This is a genomic window from Promicromonospora sp. NPDC057138 (assembly GCF_042670845.1).
In the GTDB taxonomy this organism is placed as follows: Bacteria; Actinomycetota; Actinomycetes; order Actinomycetales; family Cellulomonadaceae; genus Promicromonospora.
The window spans coordinates 112764-131128 of the sequence record NZ_JBHUUX010000001.1 but is presented as its reverse complement, the minus strand read 5'-3'; the positions used below and the strand labels follow the sequence as shown (position 1 = coordinate 131128).

At 70.4% G+C, this 18365-nt stretch carries 18 protein-coding genes; 8 read left to right on the top strand and 10 right to left on the bottom strand.

The window, feature by feature from the left end; all coding sequences use genetic code 11:
• Positions 1–104: 104 nt before the first annotated feature.
• The 3 genes from ACFT2C_RS00615 to ACFT2C_RS00605 form a co-directional block, all read right to left on the bottom strand.
• A complete protein-coding gene (locus ACFT2C_RS00615; RefSeq protein ID WP_377205067.1) occupies positions 105–833 on the bottom strand; it encodes a C40 family peptidase in 729 nt (242 codons plus the stop codon).
• Between the two features lie 142 nt (positions 834–975).
• Entirely contained in the window at positions 976–1422 is a 447-nt protein-coding gene (locus ACFT2C_RS00610) for a hypothetical protein (protein WP_377205066.1), read from the bottom strand.
• Between the two features lie 185 nt (positions 1423–1607).
• Entirely contained in the window at positions 1608–2129 is a 522-nt protein-coding gene (locus ACFT2C_RS00605; protein WP_377205065.1) for a GNAT family N-acetyltransferase, read from the bottom strand.
• A 48-nt stretch (positions 2130–2177) separates the two neighbouring features.
• On the opposite strand from ACFT2C_RS00605, the gene ACFT2C_RS00600 reads away from it, so the two are divergent.
• Positions 2178–2747 carry a helix-turn-helix domain-containing protein gene (locus ACFT2C_RS00600; RefSeq protein ID WP_377205064.1) on the top strand — a complete coding sequence of 190 codons (570 nt, stop codon included), beginning with the start codon at positions 2178–2180 and terminating at the stop codon, positions 2745–2747.
• 204 nt (positions 2748–2951) lie between these two features.
• Positions 2952–4154 (top strand): beta-1,3-glucanase family protein, encoded by a 1203-nt coding sequence (locus ACFT2C_RS00595; RefSeq protein WP_377205063.1) that lies wholly within the window; start codon positions 2952–2954, stop codon positions 4152–4154.
• Between the two features lie 88 nt (positions 4155–4242).
• Here ACFT2C_RS00595 and ACFT2C_RS00590 read toward each other — a convergent pair whose 3' ends face one another.
• Positions 4243–5274 carry a hypothetical protein gene (locus ACFT2C_RS00590; protein WP_377205062.1) on the bottom strand — a complete coding sequence of 344 codons (1032 nt, stop codon included), beginning with the start codon at positions 5272–5274 and terminating at the stop codon, positions 4243–4245.
• A gap of 124 nt (positions 5275–5398) precedes the next feature.
• Here ACFT2C_RS00590 and ACFT2C_RS00585 point away from each other — a divergent pair, with 124 nt between their 5' ends.
• Together ACFT2C_RS00585 and ACFT2C_RS00580 are read left to right on the top strand one after the other, a co-directional pair.
• Positions 5399–5938 (top strand): peptidylprolyl isomerase, encoded by a 540-nt coding sequence (locus ACFT2C_RS00585; protein WP_377205061.1) that lies wholly within the window; start codon positions 5399–5401, stop codon positions 5936–5938.
• A 78-nt stretch (positions 5939–6016) separates the two neighbouring features.
• A complete protein-coding gene (locus ACFT2C_RS00580; protein WP_377205260.1) occupies positions 6017–6904 on the top strand; it encodes a rhomboid family intramembrane serine protease in 888 nt (295 codons plus the stop codon).
• 161 nt (positions 6905–7065) lie between these two features.
• On the opposite strand, the gene ACFT2C_RS00575 is transcribed toward ACFT2C_RS00580, so the two are convergent.
• Positions 7066–7338, bottom strand: a complete 273-nt coding sequence (locus ACFT2C_RS00575; protein WP_377205060.1) for a cell division protein CrgA — start codon at positions 7336–7338, stop codon at positions 7066–7068.
• A 144-nt stretch (positions 7339–7482) separates the two neighbouring features.
• Between ACFT2C_RS00575 and ACFT2C_RS00570 the strand changes: the two genes are divergently transcribed.
• The 4 genes from ACFT2C_RS00570 to ACFT2C_RS00555 are packed head-to-tail and all read left to right on the top strand — an operon-like array spanning position 7483 to position 9958.
• Positions 7483–8298 (top strand): DUF881 domain-containing protein, encoded by an 816-nt coding sequence (locus ACFT2C_RS00570; protein WP_377205059.1) that lies wholly within the window; start codon positions 7483–7485, stop codon positions 8296–8298.
• Complete coding sequence (locus ACFT2C_RS00565) at positions 8295–9128, top strand: class E sortase (protein ID WP_377205058.1); 834 nt, start codon at positions 8295–8297, stop codon at positions 9126–9128. Before ACFT2C_RS00570 ends, ACFT2C_RS00565 begins: the two co-directional genes overlap by 4 nt.
• Complete coding sequence (locus ACFT2C_RS00560) at positions 9128–9286, top strand: hypothetical protein (protein ID WP_377205057.1); 159 nt, start codon at positions 9128–9130, stop codon at positions 9284–9286. The genes ACFT2C_RS00565 and ACFT2C_RS00560 overlap by 1 nt, the downstream gene beginning before the upstream one ends.
• 9 nt (positions 9287–9295) lie before the next feature.
• Positions 9296–9958 (top strand): aminodeoxychorismate/anthranilate synthase component II, encoded by a 663-nt coding sequence (locus ACFT2C_RS00555; RefSeq protein ID WP_377205056.1) that lies wholly within the window; start codon positions 9296–9298, stop codon positions 9956–9958.
• Between the two features lie 55 nt (positions 9959–10013).
• Here ACFT2C_RS00555 and pknB read toward each other — a convergent pair whose 3' ends face one another.
• Genes pknB through ACFT2C_RS00530 form a run of 5 tightly spaced genes read right to left on the bottom strand, consistent with a single transcriptional unit; the run spans position 10014 to position 18359 of the window.
• Positions 10014–12026 (bottom strand): Stk1 family PASTA domain-containing Ser/Thr kinase, encoded by a 2013-nt coding sequence (gene pknB, locus ACFT2C_RS00550; protein WP_377205055.1) that lies wholly within the window; start codon positions 12024–12026, stop codon positions 10014–10016.
• Positions 12027–13805 carry a protein kinase gene (locus ACFT2C_RS00545; RefSeq protein ID WP_377205054.1) on the bottom strand — a complete coding sequence of 593 codons (1779 nt, stop codon included), beginning with the start codon at positions 13803–13805 and terminating at the stop codon, positions 12027–12029. It lies immediately after the preceding gene.
• Positions 13802–15340 (bottom strand): peptidoglycan D,D-transpeptidase FtsI family protein, encoded by a 1539-nt coding sequence (locus ACFT2C_RS00540; protein WP_377205053.1) that lies wholly within the window; start codon positions 15338–15340, stop codon positions 13802–13804. The genes ACFT2C_RS00545 and ACFT2C_RS00540 overlap by 4 nt, the downstream gene beginning before the upstream one ends.
• The gene (locus ACFT2C_RS00535) at positions 15337–16827 is read right to left on the bottom strand and encodes an FtsW/RodA/SpoVE family cell cycle protein (RefSeq protein ID WP_377205052.1); all 1491 of its coding nucleotides are present in this window, start codon (positions 16825–16827) and stop codon (positions 15337–15339) included. The genes ACFT2C_RS00540 and ACFT2C_RS00535 overlap by 4 nt, the downstream gene beginning before the upstream one ends.
• Positions 16824–18359, bottom strand: a complete 1536-nt coding sequence (locus ACFT2C_RS00530; protein ID WP_377205051.1) for a PP2C family protein-serine/threonine phosphatase — start codon at positions 18357–18359, stop codon at positions 16824–16826. Before ACFT2C_RS00530 ends, ACFT2C_RS00535 begins: the two co-directional genes overlap by 4 nt.
• Positions 18360–18365: the final 6 nt, after the last annotated feature.

Sequence of the window (18365 nt, the reverse complement as noted above, 5' to 3'; positions counted from 1 at the left end):
AGCCACGGCTGGGCCTCTCGGTAGGGCAACCACGATGTGACAGCCCGCCGCTCGCGGGTGGCGGCGTGAGGGGCGGGGCGTACCCGCCCCTCACGCGAGGCGGGTCAGGCGACGCGCAGGACGACCGGGTTGGACTGCCAGACCTGGGTGTACCGGACGGTCTTGCCCGGGAGGGGTGCCTCGATCTGCATGCCGTCGCCCGCGTAGATCGCGATGTGGCCGGGCGACCAGAGCAGGTCGCCGGGTTGCGCCTGCGACCAGGGCACCTCGGTCCCGGCGTACCGCTGCTCGGACGAGGTCCGGGGCAGGTTGATCCCGACCTGCGCGAACACGTAAGACGTGAACCCGGAGCAGTCCATCCCCGCCGGGGTCGAGCCGCCCCACAGGTACGGCACCCCGAGGTACCGCATACCGATCGACACCACGGCCGAACCCCGTTCGGCGGCCTCGTCAGCGGCGACCTGCGCCTGGTACTCCTCGTTCTCCTCGGCCGAGACGACGGAGACGGCAGCCGTCTCGACCTTCAGCTCCGCATCCGGGGCGACGGTCACCACGGGAGCAGCGGCGACCGCTTCGCGGGCCTGGGCGGTCAGGGCGTCGAGGTCGACCGAGTTGAGCGCGCCGTTGACGGGCTTGCCGGCCAGTGAGGTGTTGAGCTCCGTGGCCGGTGCGGCCTGGGCGGGTGCTGCGACCAGGGACAGCAGCACGCCGGAACCGGCCGCGGCCGCGACGGCGGTACGACCGGCGAACGCGGTGGCCTGCTCGGTGGCGGCGCGAGCGACATCGGCCAGGACGGGGCGGCGTGCCGCCCGATGACGACCACGGCCGCGCATGGTCGGATTCTGGTTGAAGCTGGGCTCCATGAAAGCGGGGACCTTTCGGGATCGGAGTAGAACCACACGCGCTGGCCCGGGTTCGGGGCGCGCTGAACCGGTCGACGCCCATGCGGGGGCGGTGCCGACGGGATGTGGTGGTCTACGTCCGGGAGATCCCCAATGCATGCAGCGACGGCGCTGCCGCTACAGCCGAGCCCGCCGGCACCCGGGGGCCGTGGTGTGCCATGTCGGGCACCAGCCATTGCAAGGCCAAGGATGGCCCCCCGGCAAGGTCCGTGGAGGGCGACAGGGTTCGGTCGTGCCGCGCGGTCACTGTGCTGTCGTCAGCGCAGACGTTCGGGTCCTCGCCGGGGTGCTCCGGGTCCGCCTGCGCGGCCTGGTCCGACGCCGTTGCCGCGTCGGGCAACGCGTGCTGCCCGACGGCGCCGTACGCCGCCGCGCTGCCGTGGCCGGCCTCGTCCAGATGGACGCCGCACGCGGCCTGCACACCCAGGACGGCGAGCACGAGGAACATGACTGTCAGGACGCTCGCGAACCCACGCCGAGGATCGGCGAGCGGCGAGCGGGCGGCACGAGTCAGGTTCATGGCGAGCCCAAGAGTAACGGAATGGACACGATGCTGGGCAACACCCCGCTGTGATGACGACCGTCCGTCGGAACCCCGGCCCGGCTCAGTGACCTGGAGCAGGCAACCTCTGCAGCCCGCCGTCGCCACCGGGCCGACTCACAACCCCGTGCAGCACGAGATGGAGGATCGTCCGCGCCGCCGTGTCACGGTTCGGTCAGGTCACGTTGCATGAGGCGGGTGTCGATCCACCGGCCGTGCTTGAACCCGACCGCGCGCAGCAGACCGGCGTCGACGAAGCCGAGGCGCCGGTGCAGCAGGGCGGATGCCGGGCTGCCGGTGTCGGCGATCACCGCGACCATCTGGCGACATCCGGCCGCCGCGGACCGATCGATCAGCTCCGTGAGCAGCGCGGAGCCGATCCCGCGCCCCGTCGCGCCCGGCGCGAGATAGACCGTGTTCTCGACGGTGTGCCGGTACGCGGACTTGGAACGCCAGGGCGCGACGTAGGCGAAGCCGACCACTTCCCCACCGGTCTCGGCGACCAGGAACGGGAGGTCGTGCGCGGCAAGCTCGGCATGCCGCCGGCCCCAGTCGTCGGCGGTCGGCGGGACCTCGGCAAAGGTCGCGACGGTGTGCTCGACGTAGTGCGCCATGATCGCCGTCACCGCGAGGAGGTCGGAGGAGCCTGGGACTACCGGCCGGATGGTCGGTGGGAGCGCGGACATCTCTCAAATCCATTCCGCTATAGTAAACACAACTGGTATTATAGCGGAATGTTCGATCTGACGAAGCTGGGTACCTACGTGCAGGGACTGCGTCACGATCGCGGCCTGACCCTGGCCGAGCTGGCCTCCGCGGCAGAGGTGAGCGTCAGCATGTTGTCGTCGGTCGAGCGCGGGCAGAAAGCCCCCACCGTCGTGGTGCTCTCCCGCATCGCCGGCGGGCTCGGCGTCGGCCTGGCGGACCTGATCGCTGAAACCGAGCCCGGCCGCGTGATCGTCCGTCGCGCCGCCGACCAGGACGCGGTCGCCGAGCCCGGCGGCTGGCGCCGGACCATCGTCAGCCCGGTCGTGCCCGGCGTGAACTTCGAGTGGATCCGGACCACCCTGCCGGGCGGCTGCGACGCCGGCGAGTTCCCCGCCTACGCGCCGGGCTCGCACGAGTTCGTGGTCGTCGAGACCGGGACCCTCCGGCTCCGCGTCGCCGACCAGGTCACGGAGCTCTCCGCCGGGGACTCGGTCTATTTCGCCGCCGACGTCCCGCACGCCTACGCCAATCCGGGCAAGGACACGTGCGCCTACTACGTCGCCGCGCTCATCATGCGTCCCCGCGGTCCCCGCTGATCGGAACCGGTGGGCGACGCCCTCCGCATCGGGGGGAACACGTACGTCGGGACTGTGGGATTCCCCTATGTTTGCCCGGCTCGGCCACTTTTCACCCTCGATCTGGCTCTGAGTGCTGACAAGGCAGGACTCCTTCCATATCGTCGAACCGGAGGGGCACGCACCATCCACCTGACCGGCCCCTCGCCATCCGAGGAGGACCGCGTGTCCCTGACCAGGAAACTCATCGGCACTGCCGCCGCGCTGACCGCAGCCCTGTCGGCCGCAGTGGTCGCCATGCCGACGGCCACCGCAGTACCCGACACGATCCCGCTCACCATCACCAACGACTCCGGTCGCAGCGACGAGGTCTTCATCTACGTCCTGGGCGAGTCGGGCGGCCAGCTCGGCTACGCCGACGCCGAGGGGACGTTCCATGCCTGGCCGGACGCCGGGGGCGTCCCCGAGCCGGCGCCGGACGCCTCCATCGGGGGCCCCGCGAACGGGCAGGACGTCACCATCCAGATGCCCAAGCTGTCGGGCCGCGTCTACTTCTCGTATGGCAGCAAGCTCGACTTCAAGATCGTCAACGACGGTCAGCTCGTGCAGCCCGCGGTGCAGAATCCGAGCGACCCGAACCGGAACATCCTGTTCAACTGGACTGAGTACACGCTCAACGACTCCGGCCTGTGGATCAACAGCACGCAGGTCGACTTCTTCTCCGCGCCTTACCAGACGGGCCTGCGGTCCTCGAGCGGCGAGCTCATGCACACCGGGATGCTCAAGCCGGACGGGTGGGACAACGTCGTGTCCGCCCTGTCCCAGCAGGAAGGCTGGGACGGGCTCGCCCAGACCGGGCCCGACGGCTCCGTCCTCCGCGTCCTCTCCCCCGGGCACGGGGTGGGTACCGGCCAGGTCGACGCGAACATCCTGTCCGACTACGTCGACCGCGTGTGGAGCAAGTACTCCAGCGAGACCCTGACGGTGGTGCCCTACGGCGATCAGCCGGAGAAGAAGTTCCTCGGTACGGTCTCGGGCGACACCATGACGTTCAAGGACACCTCCGGTGCCGTCGTCACCACCTTCCCGAAGCCCTCGGGCGAGTCGATCTTCGGGTGCGCCGGCGATCTGGCGGCGCCGAACGACGACATCGGTGCCATCGCACGCACGCTGTGCGCCGGATTCAACCGGTCCTCGCTGCTCGACAGCACCACGCAGCCCACCCAGGACCCGGCAGGCTTCTACCAGGATTCGGTGACGAACTACTACGCCAAGTACATCCACGAGCAGATGGCGGACGGCAAGGCCTACGCCTTCGCGTTCGACGACGTCGTCAACCAGGAGTCGCTCGTGCACGACGGCGACCCGACCGCGGCGTTCATCCAGCTCGACCCGTTCGCCGGGGCAGCGACGCCCATCGGCGGGTGACGCCGCTCCGCCGTCCGAACCGAGCATGACGAGAGGGCCCGGCCATCACGGCCGGGCCCTCTCGTCATGCACGCGGAGAAGCGGGAGGTCAGCCCTCCTGCTTGGCCTCCCCCGCCGGCTCGGTCTCCGCCGGCTTGGCCTCGACGGGCGGAGCCTCGTCCACGGTCGGCTGGTCCGCCGTGGGCGGGCTGTCGCCGCCGGTGAGCCCGCTCTTCTGAGCGGCTTCGGACACCGCGGAGGTCGCCTTCTGCGCCGTCGCCTTCGCCGCGTCGATGACCGGGGCGGCCTTCTCCTTGGCGGCGTCGATGACCGGGGCGGCCTTCTCCTTCGCGGCGTCGAACACCGGTGCCGCCTTCTCCAGCACGGGGCCGGCCTTCTCCTTGGCGGCCTCGAACGCGGGGCCGGCCGCGGAGTAGGCGCGGGCGCCGAGGTCCTTGGCGGTCTGCGCCGCCTTGGCCCCTGCTTCCTTGCCCTTGGCGACGGCGGAACCGGCCGCCGCGCCGACGCCGGACGAGTGCCGAGCGGCGCCGTTCGAGTAGTCGGCACCCGTGCCCTGCTCCCAGGGTTCGGCCCACGGGTCGGTCTGGGGCTGTGCGCGCTTCCAGAACACATAGCCCGCGACGGCGGCGCCGCCCGCGGCCAGCGCCACGAGCCAGCCCTTCTTGGAGCCCTTCTTGCCAGCCTTGTCCGCCGCCTTGCTGACGGTCTCGGCGAGCGATGCCTTGCTCTGTGCCGTCGCGGCGTTGGCTGCGGCGGCGTTGAACGCGGAGACCATCTTCGGCAGCAGGTCGTCCACGAGCTTGTCGTGCGCCGAGTCGATGAGCGGCGCAGCCTTGCTCGCGGCCTTCTCGACCTGTGGGGCGGCAGCCTGGAGGCTGTCCTGCCAGGCCTTCTCCGCGCGTGGCGTCAGCCAGGCGATGAAGTCGTTCACCCGGGGCTGTGCCCAGTCCTTGGCGTTCACTGCCCGGTCCTTGGCCTGGGCCGCGAGGGACCCGGCCTGTGATGCGGCCTTGGAGCTGACGTCGGAAAGGAGAGCCGTGGCCTCTGCGGCCTTCTCCTTGACCTTCTCGGTGTCGATCTTGCTTGTGTCCACGTAGTCGGTCACCTTCTTGCGGGTCATGAAACTCCCCCCGAACGGTTCAAATACTCCTCAAGGTGCCACTCTGCCACCGCTGGGCCTTACTTGCGAGGGCGGGGGGACGTCGGTGCAGCACCAACGGGCCGCTCCATGGGAGGATTGATGCATGTTCGCAATCCTGCACACCACCTCTGGTGACATCCGCATCGAGCTCTTCCCGAACCACGCGCCCAAGACTGTCGAGAACTTCGTCGGCCTCGCGACCGGTGAGAAGGCCTGGACGGACCCGCGGACGGGCGAGGAGCGCAAGGACCCGTTCTACGACGGCCTCATCTTCCACCGCGTGATCGAAGACTTCATGATCCAGGGCGGATGCCCGCTCGGGACGGGAACCGGCGGCCCGGGGTATACGTTCAACGACGAGATCCACCCCGAGCTCCAGTTCAACGAGAAGTACATCCTCGCGATGGCCAACGCCGGCAAGCGGCGCAACCCGGTGACGGGCGAGGTCGAGGGCACCAACGGCTCGCAGTTCTTCCTCACCACGGCCGAGACCCCGTGGCTGAACGGCAAGCACACCATCTTCGGCAAGGTGGCGGACGACGCCTCGCGTGCGGTCGTCGACGAGGTCGGCAAGACCCGCACGCGTCCCGGCGACCGCCCGGTCGACGACATCACCATCGAGTCCGTCACCATCGAGCCCTGAGGTACGGCGGCGACCGCGCCGCCCCGGGCTGGACCCGGCACCACCCTGAGCACTGAGGACCGAGGGGACTGAGGACGTATCGCGACGAACGACCCGGCCGCCGAGGAGCCGACCGAGGCCGCGGCTCCCGTCTGCCCGCGACACCCCGACCGGGTGTCCTACGTGCGCTGCCAGCGCTGTGGCCGGCCCGCCTGTCCGGAGTGCCAGCGGCCGGCCGCCGTCGGCGTGCAGTGCGTGGACTGTGTGCGGGAGTCGAAGCGCACCGCACCCCGCGTACGGACGGTCTTCGGCGGCTCGGCCGGCGAGACGGGTACGGGCGGCCGCCCGGTCGTCACGTTCACCATCATCGGGATCTGCGTCGCGAGCTGGCTGCTGCAGCTCGTGACGGGGGGTTGGTGGACTCACCTGCTGTGGTTCTGGCCCTGGGGCGGCGCGGTCGAGCCGTGGCGGTTCCTGACGGCGTCGTTCCTGCACTCGACGTCGCCGCTGCACATCCTGTTCAACATGTATGCGCTGTGGATAACCGGCCAGTTCCTCGAGCCGCTGCTCGGGCGGCTGCGCTTCACGGTCCTGTGCCTGCTCTCCGCCGTCGGCGGTTCGGTCGGCGTGCTGCTGCTGGCGGGCGACCCGTACACGTCGAGCGCCTGGGTGACACCCGTGGTGGGTGCGTCCGGCATGGTGTTCGGCCTCTTCGGGGCGATGCTCCCGGTGATGCGCCGGCTGGGCCGGAGCATGGGGCAGGTGGTGGTGCTGCTCGCGGTCAACGGCGCCATCGGGTTCATCGTGCCGGGCATCGCGTGGCAGGCACACCTGGGCGGGCTCGTCACCGGAGCGCTGGTGGCCTACGCCTACGCGTACGCGCCGAAGGAGCGCCGGGCCGTCGTCGCCTGGGTCGTCCCGGTGGTCGGCATCGCGCTCCTGGTGGGCCTGGCGGTGTGGCGCTACAGCTCGCTGGGAGTCCTGTGAACAGGCTGGTGATGCCCCGGACGTACCCCCGCGAAACCGCGGAGCTGGGCCGATCCGAGCACCTGGCGGTGTGTCACCACTCTCTTTTCCCCAGCTTTACCCACAGCTGTGGATAAATGGGGACACAGTTCCGCGGCCGCCTCAGCGCGGCCGCGGAGCCGTCACTTCCAGCGTGTCGTGAGGCCGAAACCAACGATGATCAGGCCGAAGCCGACCGCCAGGTTCCACTGGCCGAGCTGCGGGATCGGCAGGCCGAGCTCGGAGCTCGTGAGGTAGAACGTCACGATCCAGACGAGGCCGAGGATCATCAGGCCGAGCATCACCGGGGCGAGCCAGCGCGGGTTGACCGCCTCACCGGGCAGCGCGGTCTTGGCCTCGGCCTTCGCAGGCTTGGCCGTGGCCTTCTTCTTGTTGCGGGACTTCGACTCGGGCACGAGGCGGGCTCCTGTCCTGGGGTGGTCGTCCCGACGGGTGTGCCGAGCCGACGTCTGCTTGCTCGTGGACTAGCGTAGTGCTCCACAGGCCGCAGTCGTGACCAGATGCGTCCATGGGTTTGTCGATTGTTGCAGGAGTGACGCGTGACCGGAGCCGAAGAGACGCCCGCGCCATCCGCCAGGAGCGGTGCGGCGGGCTTCTTCCGTGCCCCGATGAACGCCGGCTGGCGTTCGTGGATCAGCGTCGGCGCGGTCGCCGTACTGGCCGGCCTCATGTTCAGCGCGAGCGCGCGGCTGGCCGACGGCGGCGGCGCCGACACCCGCGATCCACAGGACCTCGCGCAGCTCGTGGACACCGAGACGGCGCGCGTCACGGAGCTCACCGAACGCACGGGGGAGCTCGACCGCGAGATCGAGGTGCTCAGCGGGCGGGCGGGGACCGCCGTCCCGAAGCGCGATGCCGACCTGGTGGAGCGTGAGGGCGTGGTGTCGGGGTCAGCACCGGTGGCGGGTCCCGGTCTGACGGTCACCCTCGACGACGCGCCGTCGACGTCGGTGGACGCCGGGACAGGCGGCGTGAAACCGCAGCCCGATGACCTCGTGGTGCACCAGCAGGACCTGCAGCACGTGATCAACGCACTGTGGGGCGGCGGTGCCGAGGCGATGACGCTCCAGGGCGAGCGCGTGACCTCGACGTCGGCCTTCCGTTGCTCCGGGAACATCCTGCTGCTGCACGGCAAGGTCTTTTCACCTCCCTACAAGGTGACGGCGGTCGGGGACCCGGCGAAGATGGAGGCGTCTCTGATGAGCTCCGAAGGCGTCCAGACGTACCTCGAGTACGTCGACTGGGTGCACCTCGGCTGGGACGTGCGACGCAGCGACCACCTGGACCTCCCCGCGTACGACGGCGGCGGTCTGCAGTACGCGAAGGTTCCCGATGGTACGGAGGTCTTTGGATGACCCACGCGCAGGCCGGCCACAACGTGCCCCTGGCACAGGAGGTCTTCCCGATCGCGTATCAGCGCGGCCCGTCCGGCATGGGCCCGCGCAACGCCCGGCGCCCGCGCGGGTCCTCGTCGCCGATGCGTCCTGTCGCCTGGCTGATCGGCGTGATGGGTGAGCTCCTCGTGACCGCCGGCCTGGTGCTCGGCCTCTTCGTCGTGTGGCAGCTCTGGTGGACCGACGTCGAAGGCGCGCGGGCACAGAACGAGATCATCGCCGAGATGGACTGGGACGCCCCCTCCACCGGTCCGGAGACGGCGACCGAGCACGACGGCCCGCCGCCCGTCGTGGAGGAGCCGCCGGAGGACGGGACCCTCTTCGCGCAGATGTACATCCCGCGGTTCGGCGACGACTACGTCAAGCCCGTCGCCGAAGGAACCGACAAGGCCACGGTGCTCGACACCATCGGCATCGGGCACTACGACGGCACGGCGATGCCGGGGGACCTCGGCAACTTCGCCGTCGCCGCGCACCGCACCACGTACGGCAAGCCGTTCAACCAGATCGCGGAGCTCAAGGACGGCGACGCCGTGGTGGTCCGCACCAAGAAGACCTGGTACGTCTACAAGGTGACCGAGTCGCAGATCGTGTACCCGCAGAACGTCGAGGTGATCGCACCGGTCCCCGGTGTGACGGCCGACGAGCCCATGCCCGAGCTGACCCAGCGGTTCATCACGCTGACGTCGTGCCACCCGATGTTCTCCGCGACCCAGCGGTACATCGTGCACGGAGAGCTCGACTACTGGGCGCCTGTGGGCGAGGGCGAGCCGAAGGAGCTGGTGAGCTGATGTACGCACTGCTGTGGCGGGCCATCCCGGGCCCCGGCTGGTTCAAGTTCCTGGTCTGTGTCGTGCTCGTGTTCGGCCTCGTCGCGGTGTGCTTCACCGAGTTCTTCCCGTGGCTCAGCGAGTACATGCCGTTCAACGACACGACCGTCGGCGCGTAGCATTCCTGCATGACGCGCATCCTCGTCGTCGACAACTACGACTCGTTCGTCTACACGATCGTCGGCTACCTCGACCAGATCGGCGCCCGGACCGTAGTGGTCCGGAACGACGCCGTCCCCTCCCCCGACGCCGACGGCCGCTACTGGTACGACGGCGGCGACGGCTCCCCCGTGCCCTACGACGGCGTGCTCGTCTCGCCCGGCCCCGGGACGCCCGCGGAGGCCGGCTCCTCCGAGGACGTCATCCGGGCCTGCGCCCGGTCGCGCACCCCGATGCTCGGCGTCTGCCTGGGACATCAGGCCCTCGCCGAGGTGTTCGGCGGCAAGGTGACGCACGCGCCCGAGCTCATGCACGGCAAGACGAGCCTCGTCGAGCACTCCGGGGACGGCGTCCTCGCCGGCCTGCCGACGCCGTTCACCGCCACGCGCTACCACTCGCTCGCCGTGACGCCGGACAGCGTGCCGGCCGAGCTGCAGGTGACGTGCACGACGGCGTCGGGCATCGTCATGGGGCTGCAGCACCGCGAGCTGCCGCTGCACGGCGTCCAGTTCCACCCCGAGTCCGTGCTCACCGAGGGCGGGCACCGGCTGCTGGCGAACTGGCTCGAGACCTGCGGGCTCGAGGGCGCCGTCGAGCGGGCAAAGGGAATGGCGCCGCTGGTCACCTCGTGACCTGCGACGCCATGCCTTTCCAGCGCCGGCCGGGATTCCCCGGCCGGCGCGGTGCTTACGGGAAGACGTCCTGGCCGTCCCCTGCGCCCTTGTCTTCCGGGCCGGACGAGACCACCAGGTTGACGTACGAACCCACGTCGACGGTGGAGCCGGGCGCCGGGTCCGAGCTGATCACCGTGCCCTCCGCGAACGTGTCCGAAGGCTCCTGCGACGCCTCCACACAGGTGATCTGCACACCGGTGCACGCGACCTGGGCCTCCTCGACGGTCTTGCCGTAGAGGTCCGCGGGAACCGTCGCCTCCGTAGGCTCCGGCGCCGTCGCGATGTAGATGGTGACCGACGTGCCCTGCGGCACGTCACCGGCCTCGGGATCGGTGCGGGCGACCGAGCCCTCGGCGACCTGGTCGCTCGGCTCCTCGTCCCACTGGATGGTGCCGAGTCCGAGGTCGGCGAGCTGCGCCTCGGCGCCCTCCCTGGACTGCCCGACGAGGTTCGGGAGCGTCGTGTTACCGGTCGAGAGGTACAGCACGACGTTCGAACCCTCCTGCACGGTCTGCCCGGCGCCCGGCTCGCTCTTGGTCGCCTCGCCCTTCGCGACGTCGGGGCTGTTCTCCGACTCGGTGCTGCTGACCGTGAGGTTGAGCTTCTCGAGCTCAGCCTGGGCGTCGGCCTCGGACAGGTTCTTGACGTCGGGAATCGTGACCTGGCCCGGTGCCCCGGCGACGTAGACCGTGACCGTCGAGTTCTCGGCGACCTCCGTGTTCGCCGCCGGATCGGTCTTGCCGGTGGTCTGGCCCTCCGGGAGGTCGGAGTCCTTGTCGATGGCGCGCTCGAACGTCAGGCCGGCCGCCTCGATCTGCGACCTCGCCTCCTCGGCGGTGATGCCCTCCGCGATGGTGGGCACGGCGACCGTCGTCGGCGCCTGGGTCTGGTTGTTCAGCGCCATGGCTATGGCGATGGCCGCGACCGCGGCCAGGGCGATCCCGAGCAGCCACCACATGAGGGCCCGGCTCTTCTTCTCCGGCTGGCGCTGATCGGCGCGCGTGGGCTGGCCGGGGTAACCGCCGCCGGGCGTGACCGGGCTCTGCTGCGCCGTCGCCGGGCCCCAGGCCTGCCCCGGCGTCATGACCTGCGTCGCGCCGTACGCGGGCGGGCCCGCGACCTGCGTGGCGCCCATCATCGCGCCGACCATCGGTGCGCTGATCTGGCCGCCGCGCATGGCGGCCTCCAGGTCGCGCCGGAACTCGGCGGCCGTGCTGTACCGCTGCTCGCGGTCCTTGGTCAGCGCCTTGAGCGTGATGCGGTCGAGCACGTCGGGGACGTCGGTGGCGACCTCCGACGGGCGCTGCGGCTCCTGGCCCACGTGCTGGTAGGCGACGGCCACGGGCGAGTCGCCCTGGAACGGCGGGCGGCCGGTGAGCAGCTCGAACAGCATGCACCCGGTCGAGTACAGGTCGGATCGGGTGTCCACCTGCTCGCCGCGAGCCTGCTCCGGGGAGAGGTACTGCGCGGTGCCGATCACGGCGTGCGTCGCGGTCATCGTCGCGGCGGAGTCCGCCATGGCGCGCGCGATGCCGAAGTCCATCACCTTGACCGCGCCCGTGGGCGTGATCATCACGTTCGCGGGCTTGATGTCGCGGTGCACGATGCCTGCGTGGTGCGAGTACTCCAGCGCGCTCAGCACGCCCACGGTGATCTCGACGGCCTCCTCGATGGGCACCGCTGCGCCGTCGGTCAGGATATCGCGGACCGTGTGGCCCTCGACGTACTCCATGACGATGAACGGCACGTGCACGTCCTGGCCGGAGGCATCCTGGTGGATGTCCTCCCCCGTGTCGTACACGGCGACGACCGCGGGGTGGTTCAGCGCGGCGGCGGACTGCGCCTCACGGCGGAAGCGGGTCAGGAAGGACGGGTCGCGAGCGAGGTCGGAACGCAGCACCTTGATCGCCACGGTACGGCCGAGACGGGTGTCGTGGCCGATGTGTACCTCGGCCATGCCGCCACGGCCGACAAGCTCGCCGACCTCATAACGGCCGGCGAGTACGCGGGGCGTGTTCTCCACCACTCATACGTCCTTTGATGTCATGGCCGTCTGCCTCAGGGCATACGGCTCGTTGAGGAGCATCATCCCAGAAGCGGCGAGCGAGGCCGCTGCCGGGGAATTCAGTGTTTCGGCGTAGATTTCGGAGGAACCCCACGGGCCCCGCAGAGCGTTGTCGTCGCCGCCCCCCGAGACGAGCGTGATGATGAGGACCACGAGCAGCAGCGCGACCAGCGCGACCAGCGGCCAGGACACCCGGACCCCTACTCGGTCCTCGATCCCGCCCACCCAGCGTTGGATGTCGGACGACAGACTTCGTCGCTTCCCAGGGTGCCCTCCCGACCGCCCCTGCTGGGGGACCCTTCGCCCGTCCTGGCGTGTCGAGTGCAGATCGCGGCGCGACGGATAGGCCCGCGCGCCGTTCCCGGCTCCGTCGGCGCCGCTCGCGGGCGGTGGCATGTACCCCGAGCCGTGCGGCCGGCCCTGGGCATCCGTCCCGTAGGTGCCCGACGTCGTGCCGTAACCGGCCGAGTCGCTGCCGTACCCGGCGGAGTCCGTGCCGTAGGAGCCGGAACCCGGAGGGCCGGCCGGTGTTCCCGGCGCAGGCGAATAAGGACGCCCGTAGGCGTCCGTACCGTAGGCGCCCGACGTCGTGCCGTACCCGGCCGAGTCGGAACCGTAGGCTCCGGAACCGTAGGGTCCCGAGCCGTAACCACCTGCCGGGGTGCCGGAGCCGTAGCCGCCCGACGTGCCCGAGCCGTAGCCGCCGGCCGGTGTCCCCTGGTCGGGGCTCGGCGGCGCGGACTGGGCGTTGGCCACCGTGGTGTGCCGGCCGCCGCCGCCGAACGGCGCCTGCCGGCGCGCGTGCGACGGGCCGGGCTGCGGCGCACCGGTCCGGCTGGCGCTCGACCGCTGCGCCGACGCCGGCTGGCCGTCGCGGCGCGTCCGGCGCGCGTAGCGGGAGCTGCCGAACGGGTCCTCGGCGATCTCGGCCGCGAGCACGTCGAGGTGCCGCGCGAGCTGGTCCGCCGAGGCGATGCGCTGGGCCGGGTCCTTCTCCAGCATCTTCGTGATGGTCTCGGCGAGGCCCGGGTGGACCGACGTCGGCAGCAGCGGCACCGGCGCGTTGACGTGCGCGATCGCGATGTCGACCGGCGTCCGGCCGGTGAACGGCCGACGCCCGGCGGTGGCCTCGTAGGCGACCACGCCGAGCGCATAGATGTCCGAGGCACCCGTCGCCGACTGGCCGACCGCCTGCTCGGGGGACAGGTACTGCGCGGTCCCCATGACCATGCCGGTCGCCGTCATGGGCACCTGGTTCTGCGCCACCGAGACGCCGAAGTCGGTGATCTTCACCGTGCCGGTGTGCTCCAGCAGGATGTTGCCCGGCTTCACGTCACGGTGGACGACGCCGGCGAGGTGCGCGGCGTGCAGGCCGCGAGCCGTCTGCGCCAGGATCGGCAGGAGCCGGGCCGGCTGCAGCACCGGCTCGCGCTCGAGCAGGTCGGCGAGCGGCTCGCCCAGGACCAGCTCCATGACGAGGTAGCCGGCGCCGCGCTCCTCGCCGTAGTCGAACATCTGGGCGATGTTGGGGTGCACGAGGGTCGACGAGTTCCGGGCCTCCGTGCGCAGGCGACGAAGGAAGTCCTCGTTGCCCGTGTACTCCTCGCGGAGCACCTTCACGGCGATCTCGCGCGCGAGCTTCTCGTCGCGCGCCACCCAGACCTCGCCCATGCCGCCCATGGCGATGCGCCGCACGAGCGTGTAGCGCTCCCCGAGCGTCAGACCCTCGACCGGTCTCATTTCGCTATCGCCGCCTGCATGATCTGCGCGGCGATGGGGGCAGCGAGGGCGCCACCCGTGGACTCGTTGGTGGACTGGCCCTCGTTCTCCAGCACGACGGCGACGGCCACCTGCGGGTCGTCGGCCGGCGCGAACGAGGTGAACCACAGCGTGGGCGAGCGCGGGTCGTCCTCAGCGGTGCCGGTCTTGCCGGCCACCTGGACGCCCGGGATCTGCGCGCCGGAGCCGGTGCCGCCGTCGTCGTTCACGACGGAGAGCATCATCTCGGTGAGCGCGTCCGCCGTGGACGACGAGAACGGGCTCTTGTAGCGGTTCGGCTTGGTCTGGCTGACGAGCTCGAGGTCGCTGTCCCGCACGTTGTCGATGAGGTACGGCTCCATGAGCTCGCCGTCGTTCGCGATCGCGGCCGAGATCATGGCGATCTGCAGCGGCGTCACCCGGAGGTCGCCCTGGCCCATGCCGGACAGCGCGATGCGGGCGTCGGAGTCGTCCTTCGCGATGTCGGACAGACCCGGGTAGGCGCCGACCGAGGTCGACATGGGGATGTCCAGCGACTCGGTGAACCCGAAGTCCTCGAACATCTTCTGCATCCCGTCCTTGCCGACCTCGGCGGCCAGGCCGGTGAACGCCGTGTTGCAGGAGATCTTGAGCGCGTCCTTGAGCGTCATCTGCTGGGTGCCCGAGCAGGTCTCGCCGCCGAAGTTGTGCACCTTGCCGTTGTCGTCGGACGTGCCCGGCAGCTGATAGACGTCTGGCGCAGGGATCTGGGTGTCCGGAGTCTTGCCGTCGTACTCGATGGCCGCGGCCGAGGTGAGCAGCTTGAACGTGGAGCCGGGCGGGTAGATCGCGTTGATCGTGCGGTTGATCGTCGGACCGTAGACGCTGTAGCGCTCTGAGCCGTCCGTCGTGTTGACCTGCGGCTTGTCGTTGATCAGCGCCTCGGAGGTCGCGGTGACCTTCTTCGAGTCGTGGACGGCGAGCGTGTTCGGGTCGTACGAGGGCTTGGAGACCATCGCGAGGATGGCGCCCGTCTTGGGGTCGAGGGCCACGGCGGCGCCGGTGTAGTCACCCAGCGCGTCCCAGGCGGCCTTCTGCACCTCGGGGTCGATAGTGAGCTCGACCGAGGAGCCCTGCGCCTCCTCACCCGTGATGAGGTTCTGCAGCCGGTCGAGCCACAGCGAGTCGTCCTCGCCCGCGAGATAGCTGTTCGCGTAGCGCTCCATCCCGGTGACCGTGCCGTTGATGGCGAAGTAGCCGGTGACGGGCGCGTACACGCTGGCGGCGCCGGCGTCACCCTCGGAGTAGGTGCGCAGGTACTTGTAGTTGTCGTCCACAGGCACCGAGGTGACGATCGGGTCGCCGCCGACCACGATGGGCCCGCGGTCCCGAGCCAGCGAGCTGTAGATGGTGCGCACATTGCGCCCGTCGCTGTTCAGGCTCTCCGCGGAGACGAACTGGATCCAGGTGGTCGACACCATGAGGGCCAGGAACATGACCATCACGATGGTCGACAGGCGGCGCAGGGTCGCGTTCACCGGTCCACCCCCCGGACGATCTGGGTCGCGTCGTCAGGCGTGGCGCCGCGGCCGGCACCGGCCTCGGTCCCCGCCTGCACCGGGCTCCCGCCCCCGACCTCGATGGCGTCGCCGCCCACCGGTGCGGGTGCCGGGTCGGCCAGCGCGCCGCGGGTGGGCAGGGACGACGGGCGCCGTGCGGCATCGGAGATGCGCAGCATGAGTGCGATGACTATCCAGTTCGCGAGCAGGGACGATCCGCCCTGTGCCATGAACGGCAGGGTCAGGCCGGTGAGCGGGATGATGCGGGTGATTCCACCCACCACCACGAAGAGCTGCAGCGCCATGACGAACGCGAGGCCGCCCGCGAGGAGCTTGCCGAAGCCGTCGCGGACGCCGACCGCATGCCGCAGGCCGCGCTGCACGATCACCAGGTAGATCAGCAGGATCGCGAGCAGGCCGGTGAGGCCGAGCTCCTCGCCGAGCGCCGCATAGATGAAGTCGGAGAAGGCGAACGGCACGTACTGCGGGTAGCCCTCGCCCCAACCGGCGCCGAACATGCCGCCGTAGGCCATGGCGAACATGCCCTGGACGATCTGGTACGACCCGCCGAAGTCGCGGTCGTACAGCTCGGCGTTGAGGGGATCGAGCCAGACGTCGACGCGCGCCTGGACGTGGCTGAAGATCGACCACGCCACGACGGCGCCGGCCGCGAACATCACGAGGCCGATGACTATCCAGCCGACCCGGTCGGTAGCGAGGTACAGCATGCCCACGAACAGGCCGAAGAACAGGAGCGACGTCCCGAGGTCCTTCTCGCCGATGAGGACCGCCAGCGACACGGCCCAGACGATGAGGATGGGGCCGAGGTCGCGCAGGCGCGGGAGCTGCAGACCCATGAACTTCTTGCCGGCCAGGGCCAGGGTGTCACGGTTCGCGACCAGGTAGCCCGCGAAGAACACGGCGAACGCGATCTTGGCGAACTCCGCAGGCTGCAGCGAAAAGCCGCCGATGTAGATCCAGATCTTCGCGCCGTTGAGCTCCTGGCCGAGGCCCGGGATCAGGGGCAGGACCACTAGGACGATGCCGACGATCATCGCCGTGTACGTCAGGCGGCGCAGGCTGCGGTGGTCGCGAATGACGAAGATGACCACGCAGGCCACGACGATGCCCAGCGCCGTCCACATGAGGTGGCGGGACGCGTTGGCACCCCTGATGTCGACGAGGTCCTGCCGCAGGATCATCGCCATGCTCACGCTGTTCAGCAGCACCACGGCCGGCAGGATCACCTGGTCGGCGTAGGGCGCGCGCAGCCGCAGCACGATGTGCGCGGTGAACGCCAGGGCGGCGAGCACTATCGAGTAGGTCCAGAACCCGTCGGGCAGGCCGTCCTCGAGCGAGTAGCCCACCATCCACATGCCGCCCATGCCGAGCGCGAGCGCGACGACGAGCAGCACCGCCTCCGCGATACGGGCCGGGGCGTTCTCCTCGGGCCGGAGGGCGGTCATCCGTTGTTCTCCTGGCCGGCGTCGCTGGAGCTGGCGTCGTTCGAGCTGGAGTCGCCCTTCGGCGACGAGTCACCGCTCGGCTCGTCGCTCGTGCTGGGGTTCGGCGACTGGCTGGGCGTCGACGTCGGCTCGGTCTCCTCGGCGGCGTCCTCGATGAGACGGTCGGCGCGTCCCCGGGCGTCCTCGAGGGACGTGGCGCGGATGGTCTCGTGCACGCGGTCGGCGACGAAGCCGGGCAGCTCGTCGACTCGGGTGCCGGTGAGCTCGACCGCCGTCGAGAAGGTCAGCGGGCCCGCCGTGGCAGGTATGCCGCGGAACACGGCGACCTGGCCGTCCGACTCCCCGACGTAGTACTGGGTCTGGGTCCAGCGGTAGCCGCCCCAGCCCGCCAGGACGAGGCCGATGACCAGGAGGAGGGCGCCGAGCACGGTCAGCCAGGCGCGACGCCTCGGCGGCGTCTCCTCGTCGGCCGCATCCTCGTCCAGGTCGTCCTCGTCCGGCTGCACGTCCGGCTGGTACTGCTCCTCGTCGGGCCCGCCCGCAAGCATGGCCTGCTCGAGCGTGTTGGCGAGGCCGTCCTGCGCGACGGCGTCGGGCAGGACGCTCACCGCGACCGGCGAGGTGGCGGGCTGGCCGCCCGCCGGGACCGCCGACCGGGTGAAGGAGGTGACGGTGTCGCCGTCGATGTCGGAGCCGGGCAGCGACGTGGGGGACTGCGGGTCGTTGCCGGCCGCGGTCACTCCGGCGAGCGCGGCCGAGCCGACGATCTCGGGGGTGACGGTGGCTGCGGTGGTTGCCGCAGCGGCGTCGTCCAGGACGTCGGCCACGACGACGGTGATGTTGTCGGTGCTGCCCGCGCGCATGGACATCGAGACGAGCCGCTCGACGGCGTCCTGCGGGGCGGTGACCGAGATGAGGACCTCGGCGATCTCGTCGTCCGGGACGAACCCGGACAGGCCGTCGGAGCAGAGCATCCAGCGGTCGCCGGGCACCGCCTCGCGGATCGAGAGGTCGGGCGTGAGGTCCAGGTCGAAGTCGCCGAGAACCCGCATGACGACGTTGCGCTGCGGGTGGGTCTCGGCCTCGTCGGGCGTGATGCGGCCGGTGTCGACCAGGTGCTGCACGAAGGTGTGGTCCACCGTGACCTGCGCCAGCGTGCCGTCGCGCAGCAGGTACGCGCGCGAGTCGCCCAGGTGGGCCATGGCCAGCGTGTTGCCGGACTTCAGCACGGCCGTCACCGTGGTGCCCATGCCTGCGAGGTCCGGGTCGGCAGTGGTCGCGTCGACGAGGTCCTGCCGGGCGCGGTCGATCGAGCGTTCCAGCTCGGACATCGACTGGTCGGAGCTGTGGTCCGGGCGGTCGAGGCCCACCAGGGCCGCGATCGTCAGCGCGGAGGCGACGTCGCCTCCTGCGTGCCCGCCCATCCCGTCTGCCACGACGAGGAGGTTGGGACCCGCGTAGGCGGAGTCCTGGTTGTTGGAGCGGACGAGGCCGACGTCGGAGCGCGCGGCATACCGCAAGGTCACGGTCACGTGATG

What these genes read in the sequence shown, in the direction of transcription:
- ACFT2C_RS00615 (WP_377205067.1), bottom strand. Translation starts at nt 833, where the DNA reads ATGCGCGGCCGTGGTCGTCATCGGGCGGCACGCCGCCCCGTCCTGGCC.
- ACFT2C_RS00610 (WP_377205066.1), bottom strand. Translation starts at nt 1,422, where the DNA reads ATGAACCTGACTCGTGCCGCCCGCTCGCCGCTCGCCGATCCTCGGCGT.
- ACFT2C_RS00605 (WP_377205065.1), bottom strand. Translation starts at nt 2,129, where the DNA reads ATGTCCGCGCTCCCACCGACCATCCGGCCGGTAGTCCCAGGCTCCTCC.
- ACFT2C_RS00600 (WP_377205064.1), top strand. Translation starts at nt 2,178, where the DNA reads ATGTTCGATCTGACGAAGCTGGGTACCTACGTGCAGGGACTGCGTCAC.
- ACFT2C_RS00590 (WP_377205062.1), bottom strand. Translation starts at nt 5,274, where the DNA reads ATGACCCGCAAGAAGGTGACCGACTACGTGGACACAAGCAAGATCGAC.
- ACFT2C_RS00585 (WP_377205061.1), top strand. Translation starts at nt 5,399, where the DNA reads ATGTTCGCAATCCTGCACACCACCTCTGGTGACATCCGCATCGAGCTC.
- ACFT2C_RS00565 (WP_377205058.1), top strand. Translation starts at nt 8,295, where the DNA reads ATGACCCACGCGCAGGCCGGCCACAACGTGCCCCTGGCACAGGAGGTC.
- ACFT2C_RS00560 (WP_377205057.1), top strand. Translation starts at nt 9,128, where the DNA reads ATGTACGCACTGCTGTGGCGGGCCATCCCGGGCCCCGGCTGGTTCAAG.
- ACFT2C_RS00555 (WP_377205056.1), top strand. Translation starts at nt 9,296, where the DNA reads ATGACGCGCATCCTCGTCGTCGACAACTACGACTCGTTCGTCTACACG.
- ACFT2C_RS00545 (WP_377205054.1), bottom strand. Translation starts at nt 13,805, where the DNA reads ATGAGACCGGTCGAGGGTCTGACGCTCGGGGAGCGCTACACGCTCGTG.
- ACFT2C_RS00535 (WP_377205052.1), bottom strand. Translation starts at nt 16,827, where the DNA reads ATGACCGCCCTCCGGCCCGAGGAGAACGCCCCGGCCCGTATCGCGGAG.